We start from the raw sequence: 23,396 nt of genomic DNA on the forward strand, positions 1-23,396 counted from the left end.
CGACCCGTCACCCACGAGACCCTCGCGAACCTCATCGGCACCACCCGGGAGACGGTGTCGGTGCAGATGCGCCGGTTCGCCCGAGCCGGCCTGCTGGCCTACAAGGGGCGGACTCTCCTCCTCCGGACAGAGCGGCTTCAGGCGCTTCTCGACTCGCCTCTCCTGACCCGGCGTCGCCGCCGATCGTCGCGGCGGCCCGACTCCCGCCTCGTGTGAATTCTTTCACAGACAGCGTCTCGACCCTGCTCTACCTTTAGATTGGGCCGCAGCCGAGCGGCCCGGAAGGAGGTAGGGCCCATGGAGTTTCTCGTCATCGATTTCCCACTAAGCGGCAGCCCGGCGTCCGTTGCGGTCGCGTTGGGAATGCTGGTGCTCCTCGTCGCAGGAATCCCCTACCTGGGTGCCCTCTCGGACCGGATGCGGACCCAGTCGCGGCGGCAGGAGCCGGTGCGGAAGGCCGCCTGAGATCGCTGCCCTCATCCGCCGGCTCCCGCCCTCCAGGCCGGGGGTTGGGGGCCTGGGCCCTGGCGGGTGCCCCCTCGCCGGGAGCCTGAAGAACCCGCGGCGCCGGGGGCTTCCCCGGCGCCGCGGTGTTGTCGCTCTGGCGTCCCGTGAGACGTGACGGCCTGGCGCCGCCGTCCCCTCAGTCCCCCGCTCTCCCCAGCCGACCAGGACTGCGACCCGTTCTCCCGTGCGCGGCCCAGAAGATCCGCCCGGGGTGTAACCTGTGAAGGCACTTGCATAGCACCGTCTTTGCACCTTGCGGCTAGGCTGGGAAACCCTCTACGCTCTGGGGTCGAGAGCTTGCGCCAGATGCGCGTACGAAAAAGACCTTGCCAACAGGCCTGCTAAGTGGTATCAGAACAGGTCAAAACATGCTTAGAACTGTCTAGGGCCGGTCTCATCTGTCATCACGACCTCTCAGGTCTGGACAGGCCACAAAGAGCCCGTCACCCGACGGCATGTTTTCGGATGCCTCCAAACCACAGGGAGTCCAAGACCCTGTCTGGGCGTTCAACCACCGGTGCGGGAAACGCTCGGCCGGAGAGGATGTGAGCCGGGAGCACAACACCAGTTCTCACGTCTCGCGGGACCCGCACGGCGGCAAGGCCAGTGGACGCCTCGCTCCTCCGGAGATTGCCTCGTTCCCCGCTCCCCCCCTTTGGACGACCCCCATCTCAAAGACCGCGCGGCGCGCCACAGCGTGAGACCGTTGTAGGCCGCGGCGCGAGAGGGACTGAAGCGACATTGCGGAGGGCTGTGTGGTAGGCGCGGGAGCAGGGAACGGGCTGTCCCTACGGATCCGTGCGATGGCCGTCCTCGCGGCCGTGGCGGGAGTGGCTGCCCTGGCCGTCGCCGGAGTCGTTCTCTGGCAGTTTGAGAAATCCTGGCGGGCCGATGCCCTCGACCAGCACCGCCGCGGTCATGGCCTCGGCGTGGAGATTGTCCGCGAGCATATCCACGGGCGGCGAGTGCTCATCCAGACCCTGAGCGAGACCCCCTTCATCCGTGACGCGGCGAGTCGGCGAGACTGGCGAGGCCTCCAGGCCCGCGTGCGCGCTATCCACGAAACCACAGGGGAATTCGCCACCGTATTCGTGGTGGATGCAGCCGGCATCCTGCGCGCCCACAGCACCGAGCCCGGCCTGTTCGGCCAGGACTTCTCGGGCCGGGACTACTTCCAGGCCGGCCGGTGGAGTGCGGGCCCGTACCTCTCGGCCCCGTACCTCGGGAATGCCACGCGGCAGCCGACGGTAGCTATCGTCGCTCCGATCCGGGACGAGGGCGGCCGCCTGCACGGTCTCCTCGGGGGGGCCCTGACCCTCGAGAACCTCTCCACCGTCCTGGGGCAGCGCCTGCCCGAGGGATCGCGGACGTTCCTCGTTGCCCCACCAAATCTGATTCTGACCCACCCGGATCGGTCTCGCATTCTGCAGCCGGCTGAGCGGAGCAGTCCGGCCGCCGATCGCGCCCTTGCAGGCCAGAGCGGCGAGGTCGAGTGGGTGGATGGAGAGGGTACCGGGCGGCTGAGTATGTACGCGCCGGTCCCCGAAACCCCCTGGGGCCTGATCCACTCCCTGTCGCTCGCAGAAATCGACGCGCCGATCCGGATGGGTGCCCGAGGCGCGATGGCAGCCGGCGGCTTCCTCCTGCTCCTGGCCGTTGGGGTGGGGGCAGCCCTCGGACGGCTGACCGTGCGCCCGATCCTCCACCTGGAAGCCGTGGCCCGCCGCCTGGGCGCAGGGGACCTGAGCGCCCGGGCCGGCCTGACTCGGCGGGACGAGATCGGCCGCCTCGGGCAGGCCTTCGACACCATGGCCGAGAGTCTGGCGGCCACGCAGGCAGCCCTCGCGGCAAGGGTGGCGGACCTCGACCGGCGGACCCGGGAGCTGACCATCCTGCAGCAGCTCGACCAGGGGATGCTGGCCGGCGCCCCGCCGGAGGAGACCATCCGGCACGCCCTCCAGGCCTTCGCCTCCCTGGCCGAGGCCCGCGGCTCCGGGCTGGTCCGATCTGAGAAGGAGAGTGGCCGCCTCTTTCCCGTGGCTTCCCATGTGCCCGACCCTGAAGCGAGTAAGGCTTACTATGAGACCACCCAGCCCAGGGTCGGCGAGGGGGCGGCAGGCCAGGCGATCGCCACGGGCCGGCCGGCCGCCTTCCCCGACGTGGCCGGTGCTCCTCTCGGGCGAATGCGGGAGGCCTACCTCGCCCGGGGCATCCGTGCCATCCTCGCCGTCCCTGTCCCCCTCGGGCCGGGGGAGCGGGGAGCCCTCACCGTCACCTACTCGGGTGTTCGCCCATTCTCCCCCGAGGAGATCGCGAGACTGCAGGGGCTCGGGAACCAGGTAGCGATGGTCGTCCAAACCGCCCGCCTCAAGGAAGAAGCCGCCGAGCGATGGCGGCTGGAGGAGGCCCAACGCGTCAAGAACCTCTTCCTCGCCAACATGTCCCACGAGCTGCGGACGCCGCTCAATGCCGTGATCGGCTTCAGCAGCCTGCTGGAGGAGGGCCTGCACGGGCCCCTGACGGAGAAGCAACGGCGCTACCTCGGTCACATCCACGCCAGCGGGAAGCATCTGCTGGCCCTCATCAACGACATCCTGGACCTCTCGAAGGTCGAGGCAGGGAAGATCGTCCTGGATCCCCAAACGCTCCCCCTCGAGGAGATCCTGGAGGGGGCTGTGACCGTGGTCCGCACGATGGCAGTCAAGAAGGACCTCGCCCTGACCCTCGATGCGCCAGCCGACCTGCCTCCCCTGAGGGCGGATCCGCTCCGGCTGAAGCAGATCCTCTTCAACCTCCTGAGCAACGCCGTGAAGTTCACGCCCGAGAAGGGAAGCGTCACGATCCGCGCCAGCCAGCCCGAGGCCGGCTGGATCGAGGTCGCCGTGGCGGACACCGGGGCAGGCATTGCCGCCGATGAGCTGCCCAGGCTCTTCCGGGAGTTCGTCCAGGTGAGCAGCGCCGAGGGGCGCAAACACGAGGGGGCCGGGCTGGGCCTGGCCCTGTCGAAACGGTTGGTGGAGCTGCACGGCGGCACCATCCGGGCCGAGAGTCCGGGGCGCGGGCGGGGGAGCACCTTCACTGTCCGCCTGCCCATCGTGGGGCCGGCGGAGCCCGCCGCCGTGGAGCCTGCTTTCCCCTCGCTGGCCCGACCCGAGCCCGCCGTCCCGCCGCTCGTCCTGGTTGTCGAGGACGAACCGGAGGTCGCCCGAGCCTTCGAGGGGTGCCTGGCCGACGCCGGCTACCGGGTCCTCCTTGCGCGGGATGGAGAGGAGGCCGTGCACCTGGCCGGCGTCCACCGGCCCGACGTCATCACGCTGGACCTCCTCCTTCCCGGCCAGGACGGTTGGGAGGTCATGGCAACTCTCAAACAGGATCCGGCGACCCGGGGGATCCCCGTGGTGGTTGTTTCCGTCGTCCCCAAGACCAAGGCGGGGTTCGCCGCCGGGGCCGTGGAGTATCTCGAGAAGCCCGTGAACCGGGCGGCCTTGCTGGGGGCGGTCTCCCGCTACGCCGTCCCGAAGGCGGGGCAGGCGCCGCCCCGGGTCCTGGTGGTGGATGACGATCCGATGGTGCTGGAGATGCTAGAGGACTCGCTTGGCCGAGCCGGGTACGCCGTGCAGACGGCCTCGGAGGGAGAGAGCGGGCTGACTCAAGTCCGCCGGGAAGTGCCGGACCTCATGGTCTTGGACCTCTTGATGCCGGGGCTCTCCGGATTCGATGTCCTGCAGCGGATCCGGGAAGACCGACGGACAGCAGACCTCCCGGTCATCGTGTACACCGCGGCACAACTGACGGCCTCCGACCGGGAGCGGCTGAACGCGCAGATGGCCAGCCTGGTACAAAAGAGCGGGCCGATAGACGCGTCGCTCCTGCAGGAGGTCGCCCGCCACGCGCCTCCCCCGCCTTCCCGCCCCGCGTAGCGGTGTTCGGTGCCCTCGCCGGGCCTTGAGGAGAGGCTACTGGCGCAGCCCCGGCGGGGGGGAGCCGAGGCGCCGGGCCAGCTCGGCGGCGATCGCCTCCCGCATCTCCCAGCGGCTCACGGCCCGTTCCCCTTCCGCGTCCCAGAGGAAGGCGAAGGCATTGACGGCGGCGCCCGTCTGCGCCGCAGGAAACCGGTCATTGACCCGGTAGCCGAGCCACCCGAGAGGACAGCGGGCATCCTCCCCCGCCTCCCAGTCCCCCCGGAGGATGAGGCGCTTCCCCGGGGTGAGGTGCCGACCCTCCCCGTTGCTGACCTCGACCGGTGCCCAGTCGTCCAGGACCGCCAGGAACCGCTCGAGTCCCTCGATCCCAGCCCGCCGGATCAGGTGTCCGAAGGCCCCTACCGCGTCGCCCATTGCACCCACCTCCCTGGATCGCTTATAGGGATGGCCGGGAACGATGTCAAGGGCGGGTGCGCTCCCCCCGCTCGTGGATGGCTTGACGTCAGACCCAGGCCGGGCTACCGTTCCGGGGACTCCATGGCACCAAGATCGAGCGCGAGAGGAGACCCCTGATGGCAGGCGGGCCCGAGAAGCCAAAGGCCCAGCGCTTCCCCCTGGTCCTCCGGGTTGCCTGGCGGCCGAAGACGGGAGTCGGGACGGAGCCGCCCCGGGCCCAGGTCGGCGAGACCGCCGACGTGAGCGAACATGGCCTCTGCCTGAAGCTTCCGGTATGCCTGGATCGGGGGAGCCTCCTGGAGGTCGCCGTCCGGACGCCGGAGGACACGATCCGCCTTTCCGGGAAGGTCGTCTGGAGCCGGCAGGAGGCGTCGGCGCCCTTCGCGCACGGCATGGTGGTGGCCCCGGAAACCCCGAAGGATCGCCTGGCCTGGGAACTTCTCCTCTTCGAGCAGACCCGGGGAGCGCAGGAGCGCCCCGCGCGCCTGGGCGTGGCCTTCCCTCTCTCCTGCCAGACGGTGGCCGGGGCCCTCGAGGCCACGGCCCGCAACGTGAGCCCGGGGGGCGTCTGCCTCCTGCTCCCCCGGGTGCTGGCCGAGGGGGAGGAGCTGGTCCTCCTCGTTCCGCAGCCATCGGGCTTGCTCGAGGTCAACGGCCGGGTTGCCTGGGCGGAAGAGGAGCCCGACGAAGCCGGTCTCACCGCGCACGGCATCGCCTTCGTGAACCCCACGACCGCCCAGACCGCCATGGATGCACTCCTGGAAGCCCATCGCCGCGCGGCCCCGGCCACGTAAGATCCCGTGCAGCGGCCGCGGGGCCGCCGAGGATAGAGGCGGCGGCCGCCTTCATGAAGCCGGATGAGCCGGTGATGGGGGGGGCGAAGGCCTTTTCCCTCTGGCAGCTCCACGCCCACAAGATTTACCCGGAGACGGCTGTCTGGAGGCCCAGCTAGCCCGCGGGAGGGGGCGCGGGTGTCGCCCCGCTAAAGGCTCGCGGGCTCGTGCCCGTTCTCTTCTTCAACGGGCCGGCCGAAGAGGTCTGAGACCCGATCCAGCCCGAGCTCCCGCCGCATCTCGGCGACAAAACCCGCGAATTCCTCGGTCAACGCCGGCGGCAGGTCGAGGAACTGGATGCCCATCCCCTGGGGATAGCTCCGCCCCGGCCGGGGGTTGCTCCAGACGACCTTGCCGCGGACCTGGAACTCCTCGCCGAGGCCGGGGAGGCGGAACCGGAGAGCCAGGAGCCTGTTGACGGTGAGCGGCTCCGCCGTGCGGACGAAGATCCCGCTCTGGCTCAGGTTCACGGAGCGCCCGCTCAGAACCGTGTCGTAGTCCACCCGGACTTCGATCGGGACCCGGGGGTCCGGGGGCCGTCCCTGGACGAGCACGGCCTCCACGAAGGCCCGCTCGAGCGCCCGCTCGAAAGCGATTCCGTGGGGGACCAGGAGGCCGCCCAGGGGCGTCGGCTCCGATTTGCCGATCCATTTCACCTGCCCCGGCCGCGCGGCGGGACCGGCGATGGTATCCAACTCCACGGTAAGGGAAAGGGAGGGAAGAAGCGGCTGGGGCAGCAGGAGAAGCGCCCCCTTCTCGCTGAGGTCGCGGGTCTTCCCCAGCAGTTCGAGGGGGCGGCCGTCGGGGGCCTTCAGGTGGCAACGGGCGGGGAGGTAGACCGGGAACCGGGCGTGGCCCCGGCGTTGGACTGGGACCTTTTCCGCCGGGGATCCCTCCATGCTTCTCTCCGTCAACGCTGCTCCCTTCCTCGGGACGGCCTGACTAGGCTACAGCGCGCAGGAAGACCGCGCGGCCAGCAGAATCTTCCCCTTCCACCAGCAGGCGCTTCAGGCGCAGCCGATCTTCGATGGAGAAGGGGATCTCCCGCCGGCACTGGGGACACTCAACCGTCCGCCGGTTGAGGTATTGCGCCGGAAACCCCCTGATCCTAAACCCGCATCCAGGGCACCGCAGGATCTCTAGCATGCGGATCGCCCCCTTTCCTCGCCCCCATGTCCACACCCTTCCGGACAGCGGCCGGTCAGGGAGGGGCGGCATGCAAGGGATAGAGCATGGACCGTGCCAGAGGGGAGGCTTCAGGATAGCCCAGGAAGGAGCGCCAAGCGGTTCACCGGCAAGGGGTTATAAGTGCTGGGAAGGCTGCTTGGATGGTCAACGATAAGGCAGACGAACTCCGGTCACGCGTTGTCACACCGCGGCGGAAAACTGACACTGTTTGCCAGCGAGGAACCGTCGGACGGCGGTATAGATCCGAGGAAACCGGCCGTGCGTAGTGGGACCCCGGCAAGACCGCACGGGGGGCCAGGATGCTGCCCAGGGTGAAAGCGAGGCCTTCCGCGGCGATCCCGGCGGCCAGCACGGACTCCCACGGGCGGACACAAGCGGTGCGGCCCGTGTGCGGCTTTAGAGAAGCCGGCGGCGAAGGAAGGCGCTGAGGGCGTCCACAGTCGTGACGAGCGCGTAGATGGCGAGGACGAGTGTCAGGAGCTCGTGGTCCAGGAAGAGGCTGATCGCGATGTGAATCCGCTGGCCCAGCCCCCCCGCCCCCACGAAACCCATGATGGCCGCCACGCGAATGTTGACCTCCCACCGGTAAAGTGTATAGGACAGGAAGTGCGGGAGGACCTGCGGGAGGATCCCGTAGGCAAGGACCTGGAGTCGCCGGGCGCCGGTCCCCTGGAGCGCCTCGATCGGCCGGGGATCCACGTTCTCCAGAACCTCGGCGAAGAGTTTCCCCAGAACGCCCGCCGTGTGCACCCCGAGGGCGAGCACGCCCGGGAAGGGGCCCAGACCGACCATGAACACGAAGAGAATGGCCCAGACGATCTCCGGGACCGTCCGCAGGAGATTCAGGAGCCCCCTGGCGGCGCCGTAGAGGAGTAGGCGCGCGGCCCGGATGGCCGGGCCTTCCATCTCGAAGAGCAGGCCCGCGAAGGCCAGGTTGGCCGAGGCGAAGAAGACCAGGCCAAGGGCGATCAGGACCGCGAGGAGGGTTCCGAGGAAGGAGATGGCGAAGGTCTCGGCGGAGCCGATAGCCACCTCCCTGAGCAGCGCCGGCGAGAGGTCGGGAGGGAAGAGCCGCCGGGCGTAGGCGGCCATCTGAGCGAGGCCCTCCGGCCCGAGGACCGCCCCGACGTCGGCGGCCGTCCCGCGGTAACTCCAGACGAGCGCCACCCCCAGCGCCCCCCAGCCCAGCCAGGTACTAAGGGCCGCCCGGGGCGGGGCGGGGACCGCACGCGCGGTGGGGGCCTCCCAGGCCACGGCTACAGCATCCTCCGCCGCAGACGCAGGCTCAGGGCGTCCGTCGCCGCCACCATCACCACGAGAATTCCAATCAGGGTGATCACCTCCCCGAAGTTGAACATGCGCATCGAGATCTCGATCTGCTGCCCGATCCCCCCCGCCCCCACGAATCCCAGGATGGCCGAGGCCCGGATCGCGCACTCCCACCGGTAGAGGGTGTAGGAGACGAGGTGCGGGAAGGCCTGGGGGACCATCCCGTACCAGAAGACGCGCCAGCGGGATGCCCCCGTGCTCTGCAGGGCCTCGAGCGGCCGGGGGTCCACCGCCTCGAAGATCTCCGAGTACACCTTGCCCAGGACCCCGCCGTAGGCGACGCCGATGGCCAGGACGCCGGGGAAGGGGCCGAGCCCTGTGGCCCGCACGAAGACGAGCGCCCAGACCAGCTCCGGGACCGACCGGAAGAGGCTCAGGAGGGCGCGGGAGGCGCCGTACGGCAGGAAGCGGAGGAGGCGCCGGCCCGGCCGGCCGAAGAGGTCCAGCTCGTGGAGCGGGCCGGCGTGGGCCATCGAGGCGGTCGCCAGGACTCCGAGCGGGAGGCCGAGCAGGAGGGCAACTGCCGTCCCAAGCAGCGAGATCTGGACCGTCTCCAGCGCCGGCCGGACGAGGAAGAGGAGGAACTCCGGGGAGAGGGCCGGCGGGAACCCGTCCGCGAGGAAGACCAGGGCGTTCCGCAGGGCATCGCGGGAGAAGAGGGCGGTGAGATCCACCCGCGCCGCCCACCATGAAGCGGCCGTCGTCAGGCCGAAGAGGAGAAGGAAGGCCCGGGTGAAGCGGGAGGGCCTATACCCGGGGAAGGGGACGGCAGGTGGAGGCGGGATCGACGGGGGCATCGGACGTTCCCTCGGCGGAGTCGCCGGTCGGCGCGCCGCGGTAGAGGGCCGCGAGGGCCTCGTCCCGGATCGCATCCGGTGGCGCATCGAAGAGGACCTTGCCCTCCCGGAGGCCGATGATCCGGGGGAAGGTGGCCAGGGCCAGATCCACGCTGTGAAGGTTCACCACCAGCGTCCTGCCCGTTGCGGTGCTGATCTCCGTGAGCAGGCGCACGATGCTCACCGCCAGCGTGGGATCCACCGAGGAGACCGGCTCGTCCGCGAGGATGACATCCGGGTCTTGCAGGAGGACCCGAGCGATGGCCACCCGCTGCTGCTGCCCGCCCGAGAGCTCGTCGGTCCGGGCGTACAGTTTCTCCGGGATCCCGACCTGCTGGAGGGCCCGATAGGCCGCCTCGACCTCCACCGGGCGCAATAGCGAGAGGAGGGCCCTGGAGGTCGACCAGGATCCCAGGCGGCCGGCTAGCACGTTGTGGACCACCGGGAGGCGCGGGACCAGGTTGTGCTGCTGGTAGATGGTCCCGATCCGCCGCCGGGCGGCTCGCAGGGCGGCCCCGTGCAGGCGCGCCACCTCTTGGCCCGCGACCCAGAGCCGCCCGGCCGTGGGCCGGAGAGTGCAGTTGAGCAGCCGGAAGAGGGTGGTCTTCCCAGCGCCGCTCGGGCCGATGAAGGCGACCCGCTCCCCTGTGCCGATCTTCAGGTCCAGACCGTCCACGGCCCGGATGCCGCCCGGGAAGACCCTCGTGAGGTGCTCCGCCCGGTACATTGCCCTCCCCGCGCGCCCTACTTCAGGAGGCCGGCCGCCACCGCCGCCTCCTCGATCCCCTTCCAGTCCTCGTCCCGGGCCGGGACGTACCCCTTGGTCCGGTGCAGGTCCAGGAGCCGCCGGTGCTCCGGGTTGTCGTAATTGAGCTTGAGGAAGGCGCTGGCGATCCGCTCCCGGAGGCCCGGGTCCAGGTCCCCGCGGACCGTCCAGACGTAGTCCACGTAGGGGGGCGTGGTCCAGAAGACCTTGATCTTCCTCGTGTCCACCTTGCCCGTGCCGACCAGCTTCTCCCAGACCAGGAAGTTCACGGCCCCGGCATCCACCTTCCCTTGTTGCACCCAGAGCGCGGTGGCATCGTGCGCGCCGCTGAACGCGAAGGTGGCAAAGTCCCGCTCGGGGTTCAGGCCGTTTTTGAGGAGGAAGTACCGGGGCATGAGATGTCCGGAGGTCGAGGAGACACTCCCGAAGGCGAAGGACTTCCCCTTCAGGTCCGCCAGCCGCCGGATATCGCTCTCGGGGCGGGCGACGAAGACGCTCTTGAACTCCGCGTCTTCCTTGCGCATCACGATTCGGGTGGCATTGCCGGTCCGCCGGACCGCCTGGACCGAGGTGAAGCCGCCGTACCAGACCATGTCCAGCTTCTTCGCGGCAAGCCCCTCGACCGTCGCGGCATAGTCCACGACCGGGACGAACCGGACGGGGATCCCCAGCTCCCGCGAGAGATACTCCGCGAAGGGTTGATAGATCCGGAGGAGCTCCTGCGGGTTCTCGTCCGGGATCGCCGAGACCTTCAGCTCCGTGACCGTGGCGGCTGCCGCGGGGAGCGCCAGACCGAGCAGGAGGATCGCGAGCAGCAACGTTCGACGCCGCATGGAACTGCCCTCCGCATGAAGGAGACCGTTGTGTTCCGGGGCGAATGGCTCGATTTGAACGCCCGAAGCGAAAAACGGAGGCCCGAAGGACCCGACCTCCGGACCGGAGGGCACTGCGTGCTGGCGGTTAGAGTAGGCCGCCTTTGACCGATGAGTCAAATTGATTTTTCCTATGGAATTGCGAACGGCGTTCGGACGGGTGGGTCAGGCCTTCGCCTGCTCGACGAGGAACTTCCGGAAGGCCTCCCCAGCGGGGGAGCGAGAGCGGCGCCGGTGGGTGACCAGGTAGAAGTTGCGGGTGAGCCGCAGCTCCTCGACCGCCACGCTGGCCAGGACGCCTAGCTTCAACTCATCCGCGATGGCGCGGCGGGAGAGGAAGGAGAACCCCGCGCCGGCACGCACGGCCTGCCGGACCGCCTCGTTGCTCCCAAGCTCGGCGACCACGGCCCCCTCGGCCACCTCGACGCCGGCCCGGGCGAAGGCCTCCTCGGTCGCCTTGCGCGTGCCCGAGCCGGGCTCCCGCAGGATCAGCGGTCCCTTGGCCACCTCCGCCACGCTCACACGCCGCCGGGACGCCCAGGGGTGGCCCGCCGGAACCGCCAGGACGACCTCGTCCCCCGCGAAGCGGACATACTCGAGCTTTGGGTCCACGTATCGCGCCCCGACCAACCCCACCTCGTACGCCCCCTCGGCGACGGCCGCGACCACCTCCCGGGAGCTGCCGATGCGGAGGGTGAGGGCGATCTCCGGGTAGCGAGCCTTGAAGGTCGCGAGGAGGGCCGGAAGGATGTACTCCCCCGGGATATTGCTTCCCCCGATGGTCAGGCTCCCCCGGAGGCGGCCCTTGTGCTCGTCAAGAGCCTGCATCGCAGAGGCTCGGAGGCGGAGGATCTCGGTGGCGTAGCCGTAGAGCACATCACCAGCCCGGGTGGGGCGGACCTCCTTGCCGAGCCGGTCCAAGAGGCGCATCCCGACCTCGTCCTCCAGATTCTTGATATGCCCGCTCACCGTGGGCTGGGAGAGCGAGACCGCCGCCGCCGCCCGCGAGAAGGAGCGCAGCTCCACGATCCGGCAGAAGACCTCCAGGGCGCGGACGTCCATCCCTCAGCTCCGGAGGAGGTCGCCGCAGAGCTGACCCTCGACGAGCGGACCGGGCGGCGGAAACGCCGCGTGGCCCCCCCTCATGGCTTGAGCAACTGGCGGAAGAGGTCCTGCAGCGGGGCGGCTCCCCCGGGGCCCAGGCGCTTCTCCAGCTCCCGACCGAGCTTCTTCTGGATCGCGCCCGCCCCGGGCAGGACCCGCGGCTTGTCGACGGTTCCGAGGACTTTCGCGTCTATCGTCGCCCGGGGGGTGCGCGCGACCACATCGAAGTCCAGGCTCCGGTCCGTGAGGCCGTATCGACCCGAGGCCGCCACCCGGTTCTCCCCCTGGACCAGCAGGAGGTCGGTCGTTCGGAGGAACCCGGCGGCGAGGGTGTAACTCCCGGTGAGCCGCTCGAACCGGTCCAGCTTCACGACGATCCCTCGGGCGGCAAGGAGCGGGCCGAGCGCCTCTTCCAGCCGCTGCGCGGGCCGATAGCCGCCGAGCCGCCCGTCCTCCACCGCGAGCCGGCCGTTCCCGTCCAGGGTCTTCAGCAACTCCTCCAGGGAGGCGCCCCGGCCCTTTGCCGCCAGGTGCAGTCCCAGCGTGCCCTCCAGCGTCCAGTCGGGCTTCAGGAGCGCCCGGAGAACCGGTCCGGTCCGAATCCCCCGGAGGGTAACGTCCACCTTCACCTCCGGAACCGCCCCCATCCGGATCGCTCCTCCCCCCTGCACTGTCCCCCCCTCCAGCCCCGCCGAGAGCTCCGAGGCGCTGAGGGTGCGCTCCTGATACTCGAGACGGGCCGATAGGCGAGCCAGGTTGAGGCCACCGTACGCCAGCCGGTCCACGCGGAGGCGGCCCGCGGCAGTCACGGGAGTCACAGGCAGGGCAGGCGGGGCGGCCGCGGCCCAGGCCGTGGAGGAAGAGGAGAACGCGGCCCTTGGCGCGGGAGAAGCGAGGAACCGGTTCAGGTCCAGGCTCGGGGAGGCAAGGTCGAACTCGACGCGCGGTGCGGCAAAGCGTTCCACGGAGAGGCTTCCGCGGATCTCGGCCCCCTTCAGGAGCAGCTCCAGCCGCGTCAGGTCCAGACGGTCGCTCCCGACGCTGCCGGCGAGGGTGAGCTTCCCCGGCTCCCCGGACCCCTTGCGAAAAGTCCGGCCCATTCCCAGGGCGAGGGCGCCAAAGTCGATGCTCCCCTCGACCCTGGCCGCCCCCAGCTTGCCCCGCAGCCGGAGATCCAGGTCGGCGGGACCGGCAGCGCTGATCCCCAACGCCGCCAGGTCGAACAGGGGGGTGAGGTGGCTGGGGCTGAGACGCCGCGCCTTGACTTCGATGGAGAGCGGGATGGACCTCAGGTCGGCCTCGGCCGGCCAGGGGCCGGCCTCCCCCGTGACGGAAAGGCTGGCGCGGCTCTGGTCCCCCAGGGCGGCCCGGAGGCGGAAGCCCGTCGGCCGCGTCCCCTCCCCCTGGCGGAGGGAGACCTCCAGGTTCCGGAGGGCCACCGTCCCTTTCTTCTGCAGGTCCCGGACCGTGACCGCGCCCTCGGTCAAGTCCAGGCGGGAGGGCAAGAGGGGGAGGGAGAGAGCACTCGCGGCTGGCTCGGACCCCCGGGACGGGGTGGAACGCGCGGCTCCCCCCTCCGGCTTCCCGGCCCCCAGGGTGGCCACGTTCCACTGCCCGCGCGTGTCCCGGACCAGGGTGAGGCGGGGCGCCTCCACGATCGCGCGGCTGACCTCCACGCGACCTGTGAGAAGCGGCAAGAGCGCCACCCGGACCTGCACCGCCTTCGCCCGCAGGAACGGCTCGCGGCCGAAGGCCGGATCCTCGCCGATCGTGAGGTCGGTCGCCTCCGCCCCGACGCCGGGGAGGATGGTCAGGCGGGCCGCTCCGACGCTGACGGGCCGGCCCAGCGCTTCGCCCGCCTTCGCCGCGATGAGCGCGCGGTAGCGGTCCGCGGGAATGAGGGATGGCAGGAGGAGCAGCAGGAGGACGACCAGGACCAGGGCGCCTGCGGCGAGGGCCAGTGCGATCTTGAGCCGGCGTGGGGCCATCGCTTACTTTACGGCATCCCGGGCAAGGCGGGCCCGGAGGAGCTCGTTGATCAGCTTCGGGTTCCCCTTGCCGCGGGTCGCCCGCATGGCTTGGCCCACCAGGAAGGTGAAGGACTTTTCTTTTCCGGCCCGGAACTCCGCCACCACCGCTGCGTTTGCGGCGAGGACCTCATCCACGATCCGCGCCAGCTCGTCCGCGTCGGAGACCTGCTCCAGCCCCTCGCGCTGGATCACATCCGCAACGGTGACGCGGGCGGCGCCGGTTGGCTCGACCCGCGCCGGCTTCCCGCGATTCCCCTCGTACACCTTCTCGAAGACCGTCTTGGCCGCCGACCCGCTGATCTTCCCCGACTTCACTGCCGCCAGCAGGTCCGCGACGTCCTGCGCCCCGACGGGACTCTGAGTGATCCCCAGCCCGTCCCGGTTCAGGAGGCCCAGGAGTTCCACCATCACCCAGTTGCTGGCCGCCTTGGCATCCGGGTGGAGACGGACGACCTCCTCGTAGAAGTCCGCGAGCGGGCGGCTCGCCGTCAGGACCCCGGCGTCGTAGGCCGGGAGGCCGTACTGACTCACGAACCGGGCTTCCCGGGCGTCGGGCAGCTCTGGCAGGCTCGCCCGGAGCTCCTCGAGCCAGGCATCCTCCACCACGACGGGCACCAGGTCGGGCTCCGGGAAATACCGGTAGTCGTGGGCCTCCTCCTTCGAGCGCATGGAGAGGGTGACCCCCTGGTCGGCGTCCCAGAGGCGGGTCTCCTGGACCATCCGCTCCCCGGTCTCCAGGCGCTTGACCAGCCGCTGGATCTCGTACTCCAGCGCGCGCTGGACGCTCCGGAAGGAGTTCATGTTCTTGACCTCGGTCTTGACGCCGAGGGCCGTGGCGCCGGCGGGCCGCACGGAGACGTTGGCGTCGCAGCGGAGGCTTCCCTCCTCCATGTTGCCGTCGCAGATCTCCAGGTACACCAGGATGGCCCGGAGCATTTTCAGGTACTCGACGGCCCCCTCAGGGGACCGGAGGTCCGGCTCGCTCACGATCTCGATGAGGGGAACCCCACACCGGTTGAAGTCCACCAGGCTGAAGGGGGCCGCGTCCAGCGACCCGGCGTGCAGGAGCTTCCCCGCGTCCTCTTCGAGGTGGATCCGGCGGATCCCGACCCGCTTCCGGCCCGCCCCGCCCCCGATCTCGATGGACCCGTGCTCCGCCAACGGCAGCTCGTACTGCGAGATTTGATAGTTCTTGGGAAGGTCGGGGTAGAAGTAGTTCTTTCGAGCGAAGCGGGAGGAGCGAGCGATGGTGCACCCGGAGGCCAGGGCCATCTTCAGGGCGAAGGCCACCGCCTGACGGTTCAGGACCGGCAGGACGCCGGGCATGCCGAGGCAGACGGGACAGGTCTGCGTGTTGGGCGCCTCGCCGAAGGTGGTGCTGCACCCGCAGAAGATCTTGGACCGGGTCAGGAGCTGGGCGTGCACCTCCAGCCCGATCACCGCCTCGAAGGCCATGCTCTTCCTGCCTCTCGGTTCGGCTTCAACAGTGCCACCGTCACTGACCCGCGGGACAGCCCTACCCCCGGGTCCGAATGGATTCGAGGAATGCGATGTAGGGATCCGAGAGGTTGTGCTCCTCCGCCCCCTGGATGAGGAGGCGCATGTAGCGCCGGGAGGGGGCGTAATTCCCCACCGGGACGGCAAAGTAGGCGAAGGCCTTCACCGGCGTCCCGTCCGGCTTCTCCACCGTCACCGTCTTGCGCTCGTAGGCCCGGGGGACCTCCTCGTACTCGTCCAGGGTCTTCAGGTGCTCCTCCGTCACCTCCCAGAGGACCCCCTCTACAACCCGGCCCTTCACCGGCTTGACGTCCGCGGTCCCGCCCCCGAACTCGCCCCCCGGCCGGGTGAAGGCGAGCTGATGGTCTCGAAGGATCGCGCGGCTGACGAACTTCGCCCCGGGGCACAGCCGCTTCATGTGCAGCCGGGCCATGTTGCACCCGTAGGCGAAGTACAGGTGGCTCACAGGTTTGGCTTGCGCTTCCGCCATGGCGCGGCCTGCTCGTAGGCGTACGCGGCCCGGAGCAGCCGGGCCTCGTCGAAGGGTTGCCCGAGGAGCTGGAGCCCGATCGGCAGCCCTTCTTTGGTGAACCCGCAGGGGACCGAGATCCCCGGGACCCCCGCCAGGTTCGCCGAGATGGTGAAGATGTCCGAGAGGTACATGGTGAGGGGGTCCGCCGTCTTCTCCCCGAGGCGGAACGCCGCCGTCGGGGAGGTCGGGGTCACGATGACGTCGCACCGCTTGAAGGCGGCGAGGAAGTCCTGCCGGATGAGGGTGCGGACCTTCAGGGCCTTCAGGTAGTAGGCATCGTAGTAGCCGGCCGAAAGGGCGTACGTCCCCAGCATGATCCGGCGCCGCACCTCGGGCCCGAACCCCTCCCGCCGCGTCTGCTGGTACATCTCGATGAGATCCCGCCCCTTCGCCGAGCGGTAGCCGTACTTGACCCCATCGTAGCGGGCGAGATTGCTCGAGGCCTCGGCGGTCGCCACCAAGTAGTAGGTCCCCACAGCGTAGGCCGTGTGGGGCAGGCTCACCTTCTCCGGGCGCGCCCCCAGCCCCTCCAGGACCCGGATCGCCTCCCGCACCGCGCCCTCCACCTCCGGGTCCATCCCCTCGATGAAGTACTCATCCGGGATCCCCACTCGCAGGCCCTGGATTGGCTCCCGGAGGGCGGCCCGGTAGTCCGGGACCGGGACGTCCGCCGAGGTGGAATCCCGAGGGTCCCGGCCCGCGATGACCTGCAGCAAGAGGGCGGCGTCCTCCACGTCCTTCGTCAGGGGACCGACCTGGTCCAGGGAGGAGGCGAAGGCGACCAGGCCGTACCGGGAAACGCGGCCGTACGTCGGCTTGAGGCCCACGACGCCGCAGAGGCTGGCCGGCTGCCGGATCGAGCCGCCGGTGTCGGTGCCGAGAGCGCCCGCCGCCTCGTCGGCCGCCGTCGCCGCCGCCGAGCCGCCGCTGGAGCCTCCCGGAACCCTCCCCAGATCCCAGGGGTTCGCCGTCGGGTGAAAACCGGAGTTCTCCGTGGAGGAGCCCATGGCGAACTCGTCCATGTTGGCCTTCCCGAGGAAGACCGCCCCGGCGGCCCGCAATCGGCTCACGACCGTGGCGTCATACGGGGGGACGAAGGGCTCGAGGACCTTCGAGCCGCAGGTGGTCCGGATCCCCTTCGTGCACAGGACGTCCTTCAGGGCGAGCGGGATGCCCGCCAGGGGACCCAGGCGGTCGCCGGCCTTCCGGGTCCTGTCCACCGCCTCGGCCTGGGCGAGCGCCTGGTCGCCGGTCACGGTCAGGTACGCGCGGACCCGCGGCTCCACCTGCCCGATCCGGTCGAGGTAGGCGCGCGTCGCCTCCCCCGCAGAGACCTTCCCGGCCCCGAGGGAATCCCGCAGCTCATGGATGGTCAGCCCGATCAGGTCCACCACTGCTCCACCCTACTGTTCGATGATCCGGGGGACCCGGAAGAACCCCTCGTGTCTGTCCGGCGCGTTTTCCAGCGCTTCCTCCCGGGAAAGCGAAGGGACGACCGCATCATCCCGGAAGACATTCGTCATGGGGATCACGTGGGAGGTGGGCTCGACGGCGGCCGTGTCGAGTTGGTTCAGTTTCTCGATGTAGCCTAGGATCCGATCGAGCTGGCTCCGCATCTGCTCCTTTTCCTCCCCGGAGAGGGCCAGGCGGGCCAGCCGCGCGACGTGTTCCACCTCTTGGAGGGTAATCTTCATCGTGGACCCCCGCAGGGCCTGCACCGTGAACCGGAGAAGTTCCCTCGACGGGCAAAGTCTGCCTTATTTTACTCTCAGTAGGCGTGAGCGTAAACAGGCAGGTAAGCAGGCGTGAGCTGGAGCCGTCCTCAGGCTCGCGTCAGGTTGGCGTATTTGACCTTGACACGCTTGGACCCGACGCCGGGGAAGGTGATGGTGACCTTCGCGTCCTCTCCTTCACCGGTCCGGTCCCGGATGGTGCCGATCCCCCACTCGGGGTGACGAACCCGGACGCCCGGCCGGTAGAAGTCCACGGACCGCTCCCCTTCCTCCACCGACTCGTACCGGAGACCGTCGGGTTCGCGGACGACCGGCCCGCTCTCCTCTCCCGGCATCCGGCCGCCCGCGTCGGCCCGGACCGTCAGCTCGGGGGGGATCTCCTCCAGGAACCGAGAGGGGAGGTTGAAGCTTCCTCCGCCGTACAGGCGGCGCTCCAGGGCTGCCGTGCAGTAGAGGCGGTGCTTGGCGCGGGTGATCCCCACGTAGCAGAGCCGCCGCTCCTCCTCCAGTTCCTCGTCATCGGCAAGTGCCCGGGCGTGGGGGAAGACCCCCTCCTCCATCCCGGTGAGGAAGACCGTTCCGAACTCCAGCCCCTTTGCCATGTGGAGAGTCATGAGGGTGACCGCTCCCCGGCCATCCTCCAGGGTATCCGCGTCGGAGATGAGGGCCACCGAGTCGAGGAACGCCTGCAGCGTCGGCTCCTCACTCCGAAGCACGAAGTCCTGGGCGGCCGCAACGAGCTCGCGTAAGTTCTCCAACCTCCCCTCCGCCTCGGGCGTCCCCTCCTCCTGGAGGGCCCTCGGCAGGCCGCTCTCCTCGAGCACTGCCTGGACCAAGTCCGGCAGCGCAAGCTGCGCCACCTGGGCCCGGAGCCGCTCGATGAGGGCGGTGAACTCCTGCAACGCCTTCTGCTGCCGGGCTGGCAGCGCCTCCAGAAGCTCTTGCCGGCTGCACGCCTCCCAGAGGGAGCAGCGCTGGACTGATGCCACCTGGTCCAGCTTCTCCAGGGCCCCCTTTCCCAGGCCCCGGGGCGGGACCCCGATGGCGCGCAGGAACGAGACCGAATCCGCGGACGAGGCAATGAGGCGCAGGTAGGCCAGGGCGTCCTTCACCTCCTTGCGCTCGTAGAACCGGACCCCACCCACGATGACGTAGGGGATGACCTGCCGCCTGAGCGCGTCCTCCAGGGCCCGGGACTGGGCGTTCACCCGGTAGAAGACGGCGAAGTCATCGAGGGAGGCGCCCTCCTCCGCCCCCAGCCGGCCGATGGTCCGGGCGACGAACTCCGCCTCTTCTTCCTCGTCCCGTCCCTGGAACAGCCCGACCGGCTCCCCGCCGGCCCGCTCGGTCCAGAGCCGCTTCGGCTTCCGGTCGAGGTTCTTCGAGATGACCCCGTGGGCCGCGTCCAGGATGACCTGCGTGGACCGGTAGTTCTGCTCCAGGCGGACGACCCGGCACGCGGGATAGTCCCGCTCGAAGTCCAGGATGTTTCGGAGATCCGCGCCCCTCCATCTATATATGGACTGATCGTCATCCCCGACAACCGCCAGATTCTGGTGCGCCGCCGCGAGCAGCCGGACCAGCCGGTACTGGGCGTGGTTCGTGTCCTGGTACTCGTCCACCATCAGGTAGCGCCAGAGGGTCTGGTAGGCCGCCAGGATGGTCGGGTGTTCCTCGAAGAGCCGGACCGTCCGCATCAGGAGGTCGTCGAAGTCCAGGGCCCCGCTCTGCTGGAGTCGCTCCTGGTACCGGTAATAGGCGCGGGCCACTCGCTCCTCCGTAAAATCGGCCGCGGCTGCCGCATACTCCGCCGGGGTGAGCAGCTCGTTCTTCGCCCGACTGACCCTCGCGAGGGCCAGCCGGGGGTTCAGGACCCGCTCCCCGAAGTCGAGATCGGTGAGGCAGGCCTTCATCACGCTCAGCTGATCCGCATCGTCGTAGATGACGAAGGAGCCTCGCAGTCCGAGGAGGTGCGCATTGCGCCGGAGGATCCGGACGCAGGTGGCATGGAACGTCCCCACCCAGACGCCGAGCCCCGCTGCCCCGAGGAGGCGCTCCACCCGCTCGCGCATCTCGCCGGCTGCCTTGTTGGTGAAGGTGACGGCCAGGACGCTCCCCGGGCGGACGCCGCACCCGTCAATCAAATGGGCGATCCGATGGGTAATGACCCGGGTTTTGCCGGAGCCGGCCCCGGCCAGGATCAGGAGCGGCCCCTCCGTGTGGAGGACCGCCTCCCGCTGCGCCGGGTTCAGACTCTCGAGAACCTGTCGCATTGCCTTCTGGATCCCGGATGTCTCACCGAGCCCCATGGCCTCATGGCGAAGCGCCGGTGGAATTATAGCCCAGGCGGAAGAGGGGTCGGAAGGAAAAGCCTGGGAACGGTAGCGCGGCCGGGGGGGGGCGCAGGGCTACTCGACGGTGACACTCTTGGCGAGGTTGCGGGGCTGGTCCACGTCGCAGCCCTTGCGGACGGCGACGTGGTAGGCCAGCAGCTGCAGCGGGATCGTCATGAGGGCGGGGCTCGTCAGGCGGGAGGAGCGCGGGACCATCAGGCAGTGATCCACCTTCTCGGCCAGCTCGTGATCCCCCTCGGTGCCGAAGGCGATGACGATGCCGCCCCGGGCCTTGACCTCCTGGATGTTGGCCAGGATCTTCTCGTAGACCTTATCCCGCGGGGCCAGGACCACGACCGGCATCTGCTCGTCAATGAGGGCGATGGGACCGTGCTTCATCTCCCCCGCCGGATACCCCTCGGCGTGGATGTAGGAGAGCTCCTTGAGCTTGAGCGCCCCCTCGAGCGCGACCGGGTAGTGGATTCCCCGCCCGAGGTAGAGGAAGTCCCGGCAGGCGGCGTACTGCTGGGCCAGCGCCTCCACTTCGGCGTCGAGCCTCAGCGCGGCCTCCGCCTGCTGGGGCAACCGGATGAGGTCTGCCAGGTGTGCCCGCATGGTGTCGCCGTCCAGGGTGCCCCGCCGCTGGCCGAGGTGCAGGGCCAAGAGGTAGAGGGCGACCAGTTGGCTCGTGAAGGCCTTGGTGGAGGCCACCCCGATCTCGGGGCCGGCGTGGGTGTAGAGGACGCCGTCCGCCTCCCGGCTGATGCTGGAGCCGACCGCGTTCACGATGGCGGCTGCCGGGCAGCCGCGCTTGCGGGCCTCGCGGAGGGCCACCAGGGTATCCAGCGTCTCCCCCGACTGGCTGATGGCCGCGAAGAGGGTCCGCGCGTCCACCAGCGGGCTCCGGTAGCGGAACTCGGAGCCGTAGTCCACCTCCACGGGAAGCGCGGCGATCTCCTCCAGAAGGAACTTCCCCACCAGGGCGGCGTGCCAGGAGGTGCCGCACGCCACCAGGGTGATCCGCTGCACCTGACCCAGCGCCTCCTCCAGCGGCTCCATCCCCTCCAGGAAGATCCGCCCCTGCTCGAGCGAGTACCGGCCGAGCAGCGTGTCCCGCATGGCCCGGGGCTGCTCGTAAATCTCCTTGAGCATGAAGTGCTTGTAGCCCCCCTTCTCGGCCAGGATGGGGCTCCAGGCCACGCGCTCCACGCGCTTGCTGACCGGCTCCCCGTCCATGGTGGTGACTTCCACCCCGTCGCGGCCGAGGACGGCCACCTCGCCGTCGTCGAGGAAGAGGACGTTGCGCGTGTGGGCGAGGAGGGCCGGGATGTCGGAGGCGATGAGGAACTCCCCCTCCCCCAGGCCGACGACCAGAGGGCTGCTCACCCGGGCCCCCACGATCCGGTCCGGGTCCCCCTGCCAGAGGACGCCGATGGCATAGGCGCCCGTGACCTCCTTGAGGGCCCGACGGACGGCCGTGGGGAGGTCCCCCTCGCGGAGGTACTTCTCGATCAGGTGGGCGATCACCTCAGTGTCGGTCTCGGAGCGGAAGGTGTGTCCCTCGGCCGTGAGCTTCTGCTTCAGCGCCAGGTAATTCTCGATGATCCCATTGTGGACCACCACGACCTCGCCCCGGCAGTCCGTGTGGGGGTGGGCGTTCTCCTCTGACGGCCGGCCGTGGGTGGCCCAGCGGGTGTGCCCCAGCCCGATCTCCCCCCGGTAGTCCTTCCCCCAGAGGGTGTTCTCCAGGTCCCGGATCTTCCCGACGCTCCGCTGGACGATGAGGCGGCCGCCCTGCAGGAAGGCGAGGCCGGCCGAGTCGTAGCCCCGGTACTCCAGGCGCTTCAGGCCATCCAGGAGGACGGGGACAACCCCCTTGGGACCCACGTACCCGATGATGCCGCACATGGCGGGCCCTACTCCTGTTCCTGCGGGGGCTTTTTGGCGGCCGCCATCTTGGCCCGGCGGGCTGCCGCCCACCCCTCCTTGTTGACCTGCTGCGCCCGCTCGATGGCCAGCGCGTCAGGCGGGATCTCCTGGCCGACGGTGGACCCGGCGGCGATGACCGAGCCTTTTCCGACCTTGACGGGGGCCACCAGGTTCACGTTGGAGCCCACGAAGGCCTCATCCTCGATGACCGTCTGGTGCTTGGCGTAGCCGTCGTAGTTGCAGGTGATGGTCCCGGCCCCGATGTTCACCCGATCCCCCATCACCGTGTCACCGATGTAGGTGAGATGCGGGACCTTGGAGCCCTCGCCGATGACCGACTTCTTCACCTCGCAGAAGTTCCCGACCTTGGCCTTCTTCTTCAGCCGGCTCCCGGGCCTGAGATGTGCGTACGGACCCAGGCTACACGCGTCAGCGATCTCGCTCTCGGTCAGGAGGCAGCCGTCCAGGATGGTAACCCCGTTGCCGAGGCGGGTATCCCGGAGGCGGCTGCCGGGGTAGATGACGCATCCCTCCCCGATGGCGGTCTGGCCCTCCAGGGTCACGTTCGGGTACAGCACCGTGTCTCGGCCAATGCTCACGGTTGCATCCACGTAGGTAGAGGAGGGGTCGAGGACCGTCACCCCCTCCCGCATGAGCCTGTCGAGCACCCGTTGCCGAAGAACCGCCACGGCCGCCGCCAGCTCGGCCCGGGTGTTGATCCCGAGGACCTCGCCCGCATCGGCAGCCCGGAGCGCTTCCACCTTCTGCCGGCGGCGTCGCAGCCCGGCGAGCACGTCCGGCAGGTAGAACTCCCCCTTCACCCGCGAGGTCCGGACCTCGGTCAGCGCCCTGAGGAGCGCCGGGGCTGCAAACGCATAGACGCCCGCGTTCACCTCCCTCACCTGGCGTTCCCGGGGGTTCGCTTCCACCTCCTCCACCACGCGGTGAACCTGCCCCGCACGCGCCCGGATGACCCGCCCGTAGCCGGTGGGATCCGGGAGCGTGGCGGTCAGCATGGTGGCGGCCGCCCGCTTCTTCTCGTGGTGGGCGAGCAGGCCCCGGACGGTCTCTTCCTTCAGGAGGGGGACATCGCCGGAGAGGACGAGGACGGTCCCGGTGAAGCCCTTGAGGGCCTCGGCCGCTTGCTGGACCGCATGGGCCGTTCCCCGCTGCTCGGCCTGGAGCACGAACTCGACGGGGGCTCCGGCGCAGGCCTCCTTGACCGCCTCCGCCTGGTAGCCCACGACGACGACCGTCCGCTTGACCTCCAGGCGCCGGCAGAGGTCGAGGACATGGCCGATCATGGGGCGCCCGAGAACCGCGTGCAGGACCTTCGCCCGGCCCGACTTCATCCGGGTCCCTTCCCCGGCGGCCATCACGACGGCGACGACATCCCGCATGCGCCTCTCCCTCCCGGCGGGGCTCAGCCTGCAATTCCAGTGCCCGGGAATCCTTACGGAATCATAGCATACGGTTCCCCGGCCCCGAAGGGAACTTTCGGACGGTCGGGCTGCCGCTCGCCGGCGGA

Annotated in this window: 19 protein-coding genes; 4 read left to right on the top strand and 15 right to left on the bottom strand. The window is 69.6% G+C overall.

Going from position 1 to position 23,396, the window contains the following annotated elements:
* The 3 genes from VGT06_13720 to VGT06_13730 form a co-directional block, all read left to right on the top strand.
* A partial coding sequence (locus VGT06_13720; protein HEV8664180.1) for a helix-turn-helix domain-containing protein occupies positions 1-216 on the top strand: 216 nt, incomplete at its 5' end.
* An 81-nt stretch (positions 217-297) separates the two neighbouring features.
* The gene (locus VGT06_13725; GenBank protein HEV8664181.1) at positions 298-465 is read left to right on the top strand and encodes a hypothetical protein; all 168 of its coding nucleotides are present in this window, start codon (positions 298-300) and stop codon (positions 463-465) included.
* Positions 466-1,310: 845 nt separating this feature from the next.
* The gene (locus VGT06_13730; protein ID HEV8664182.1) at positions 1,311-4,427 is read left to right on the top strand and encodes a response regulator; all 3,117 of its coding nucleotides are present in this window, start codon (positions 1,311-1,313) and stop codon (positions 4,425-4,427) included.
* A gap of 36 nt (positions 4,428-4,463) precedes the next feature.
* On the opposite strand, the gene VGT06_13735 is transcribed toward VGT06_13730, so the two are convergent.
* Complete coding sequence (locus VGT06_13735; GenBank protein ID HEV8664183.1) at positions 4,464-4,844, bottom strand: hypothetical protein; 381 nt, start codon at positions 4,842-4,844, stop codon at positions 4,464-4,466.
* A gap of 158 nt (positions 4,845-5,002) precedes the next feature.
* Here VGT06_13735 and VGT06_13740 point away from each other — a divergent pair, with 158 nt between their 5' ends.
* The gene (locus VGT06_13740) at positions 5,003-5,680 is read left to right on the top strand and encodes a PilZ domain-containing protein (protein HEV8664184.1); all 678 of its coding nucleotides are present in this window, start codon (positions 5,003-5,005) and stop codon (positions 5,678-5,680) included.
* A 188-nt stretch (positions 5,681-5,868) separates the two neighbouring features.
* Here the strand turns inward: VGT06_13740 and VGT06_13745 are convergent, their stop codons facing one another.
* The 14 genes from VGT06_13745 to glmU all read right to left on the bottom strand — a co-directional run bounded on the left by VGT06_13745 (position 5,869) and on the right by glmU (position 23,268).
* Positions 5,869-6,618: a PilZ domain-containing protein gene (locus VGT06_13745; GenBank protein ID HEV8664185.1), complete on the bottom strand. Its 750-nt coding sequence runs from the start codon at positions 6,616-6,618 to the stop codon at positions 5,869-5,871.
* A 685-nt stretch (positions 6,619-7,303) separates the two neighbouring features.
* Positions 7,304-8,161: a phosphonate ABC transporter, permease protein PhnE gene (gene phnE / locus VGT06_13750; GenBank protein ID HEV8664186.1), complete on the bottom strand. Its 858-nt coding sequence runs from the start codon at positions 8,159-8,161 to the stop codon at positions 7,304-7,306.
* Positions 8,162-8,163: 2 nt separating this feature from the next.
* Positions 8,164-9,033: a phosphonate ABC transporter, permease protein PhnE gene (gene phnE / locus VGT06_13755; GenBank protein ID HEV8664187.1), complete on the bottom strand. Its 870-nt coding sequence runs from the start codon at positions 9,031-9,033 to the stop codon at positions 8,164-8,166.
* The gene (locus tag VGT06_13760; GenBank protein ID HEV8664188.1) at positions 8,984-9,799 is read right to left on the bottom strand and encodes a phosphonate ABC transporter ATP-binding protein; all 816 of its coding nucleotides are present in this window, start codon (positions 9,797-9,799) and stop codon (positions 8,984-8,986) included. Before VGT06_13760 ends, phnE (VGT06_13755) begins: the two co-directional genes overlap by 50 nt.
* A 17-nt stretch (positions 9,800-9,816) precedes the next feature.
* The gene (locus VGT06_13765; GenBank protein HEV8664189.1) at positions 9,817-10,671 is read right to left on the bottom strand and encodes a putative selenate ABC transporter substrate-binding protein; all 855 of its coding nucleotides are present in this window, start codon (positions 10,669-10,671) and stop codon (positions 9,817-9,819) included.
* A 204-nt stretch (positions 10,672-10,875) separates the two neighbouring features.
* Entirely contained in the window at positions 10,876-11,772 is an 897-nt protein-coding gene (locus VGT06_13770; protein ID HEV8664190.1) for a selenium metabolism-associated LysR family transcriptional regulator, read from the bottom strand.
* Between the two features lie 80 nt (positions 11,773-11,852).
* Positions 11,853-13,802, bottom strand: a complete 1,950-nt coding sequence (locus VGT06_13775) for an AsmA family protein (GenBank protein ID HEV8664191.1) — start codon at positions 13,800-13,802, stop codon at positions 11,853-11,855.
* 3 nt (positions 13,803-13,805) lie between these two features.
* Complete coding sequence (gatB, locus tag VGT06_13780; GenBank protein ID HEV8664192.1) at positions 13,806-15,299, bottom strand: Asp-tRNA(Asn)/Glu-tRNA(Gln) amidotransferase subunit GatB; 1,494 nt, start codon at positions 15,297-15,299, stop codon at positions 13,806-13,808.
* A gap of 61 nt (positions 15,300-15,360) precedes the next feature.
* The gene (locus VGT06_13785) at positions 15,361-15,807 is read right to left on the bottom strand and encodes a gamma-glutamylcyclotransferase family protein (protein HEV8664193.1); all 447 of its coding nucleotides are present in this window, start codon (positions 15,805-15,807) and stop codon (positions 15,361-15,363) included.
* Entirely contained in the window at positions 15,804-17,264 is a 1,461-nt protein-coding gene (gatA, locus tag VGT06_13790) for an Asp-tRNA(Asn)/Glu-tRNA(Gln) amidotransferase subunit GatA (protein ID HEV8664194.1), read from the bottom strand. Before gatA ends, VGT06_13785 begins: the two co-directional genes overlap by 4 nt.
* Before the next feature lie 12 nt (positions 17,265-17,276).
* Positions 17,277-17,567, bottom strand: coding sequence for an Asp-tRNA(Asn)/Glu-tRNA(Gln) amidotransferase subunit GatC (gene gatC, locus VGT06_13795; GenBank protein ID HEV8664195.1), 291 nt, complete (start codon positions 17,565-17,567; stop codon positions 17,277-17,279).
* Positions 17,568-17,695: 128 nt separating this feature from the next.
* Positions 17,696-19,879 (bottom strand): DUF3553 domain-containing protein, encoded by a 2,184-nt coding sequence (locus VGT06_13800; protein ID HEV8664196.1) that lies wholly within the window; start codon positions 19,877-19,879, stop codon positions 17,696-17,698.
* Between the two features lie 135 nt (positions 19,880-20,014).
* A complete protein-coding gene (gene glmS, locus VGT06_13805; protein ID HEV8664197.1) occupies positions 20,015-21,847 on the bottom strand; it encodes a glutamine--fructose-6-phosphate transaminase (isomerizing) in 1,833 nt (610 codons plus the stop codon).
* Between the two features lie 8 nt (positions 21,848-21,855).
* Positions 21,856-23,268 (bottom strand): bifunctional UDP-N-acetylglucosamine diphosphorylase/glucosamine-1-phosphate N-acetyltransferase GlmU, encoded by a 1,413-nt coding sequence (glmU, locus tag VGT06_13810; GenBank protein ID HEV8664198.1) that lies wholly within the window; start codon positions 23,266-23,268, stop codon positions 21,856-21,858.
* Between the last annotated feature and the right edge of the window lie 128 nt (positions 23,269-23,396).

It is taken from the genome of Candidatus Methylomirabilis sp., assembly GCA_036000645.1.
Classification (GTDB): domain Bacteria; phylum Methylomirabilota; class Methylomirabilia; order Methylomirabilales; family JACPAU01; genus JACPAU01.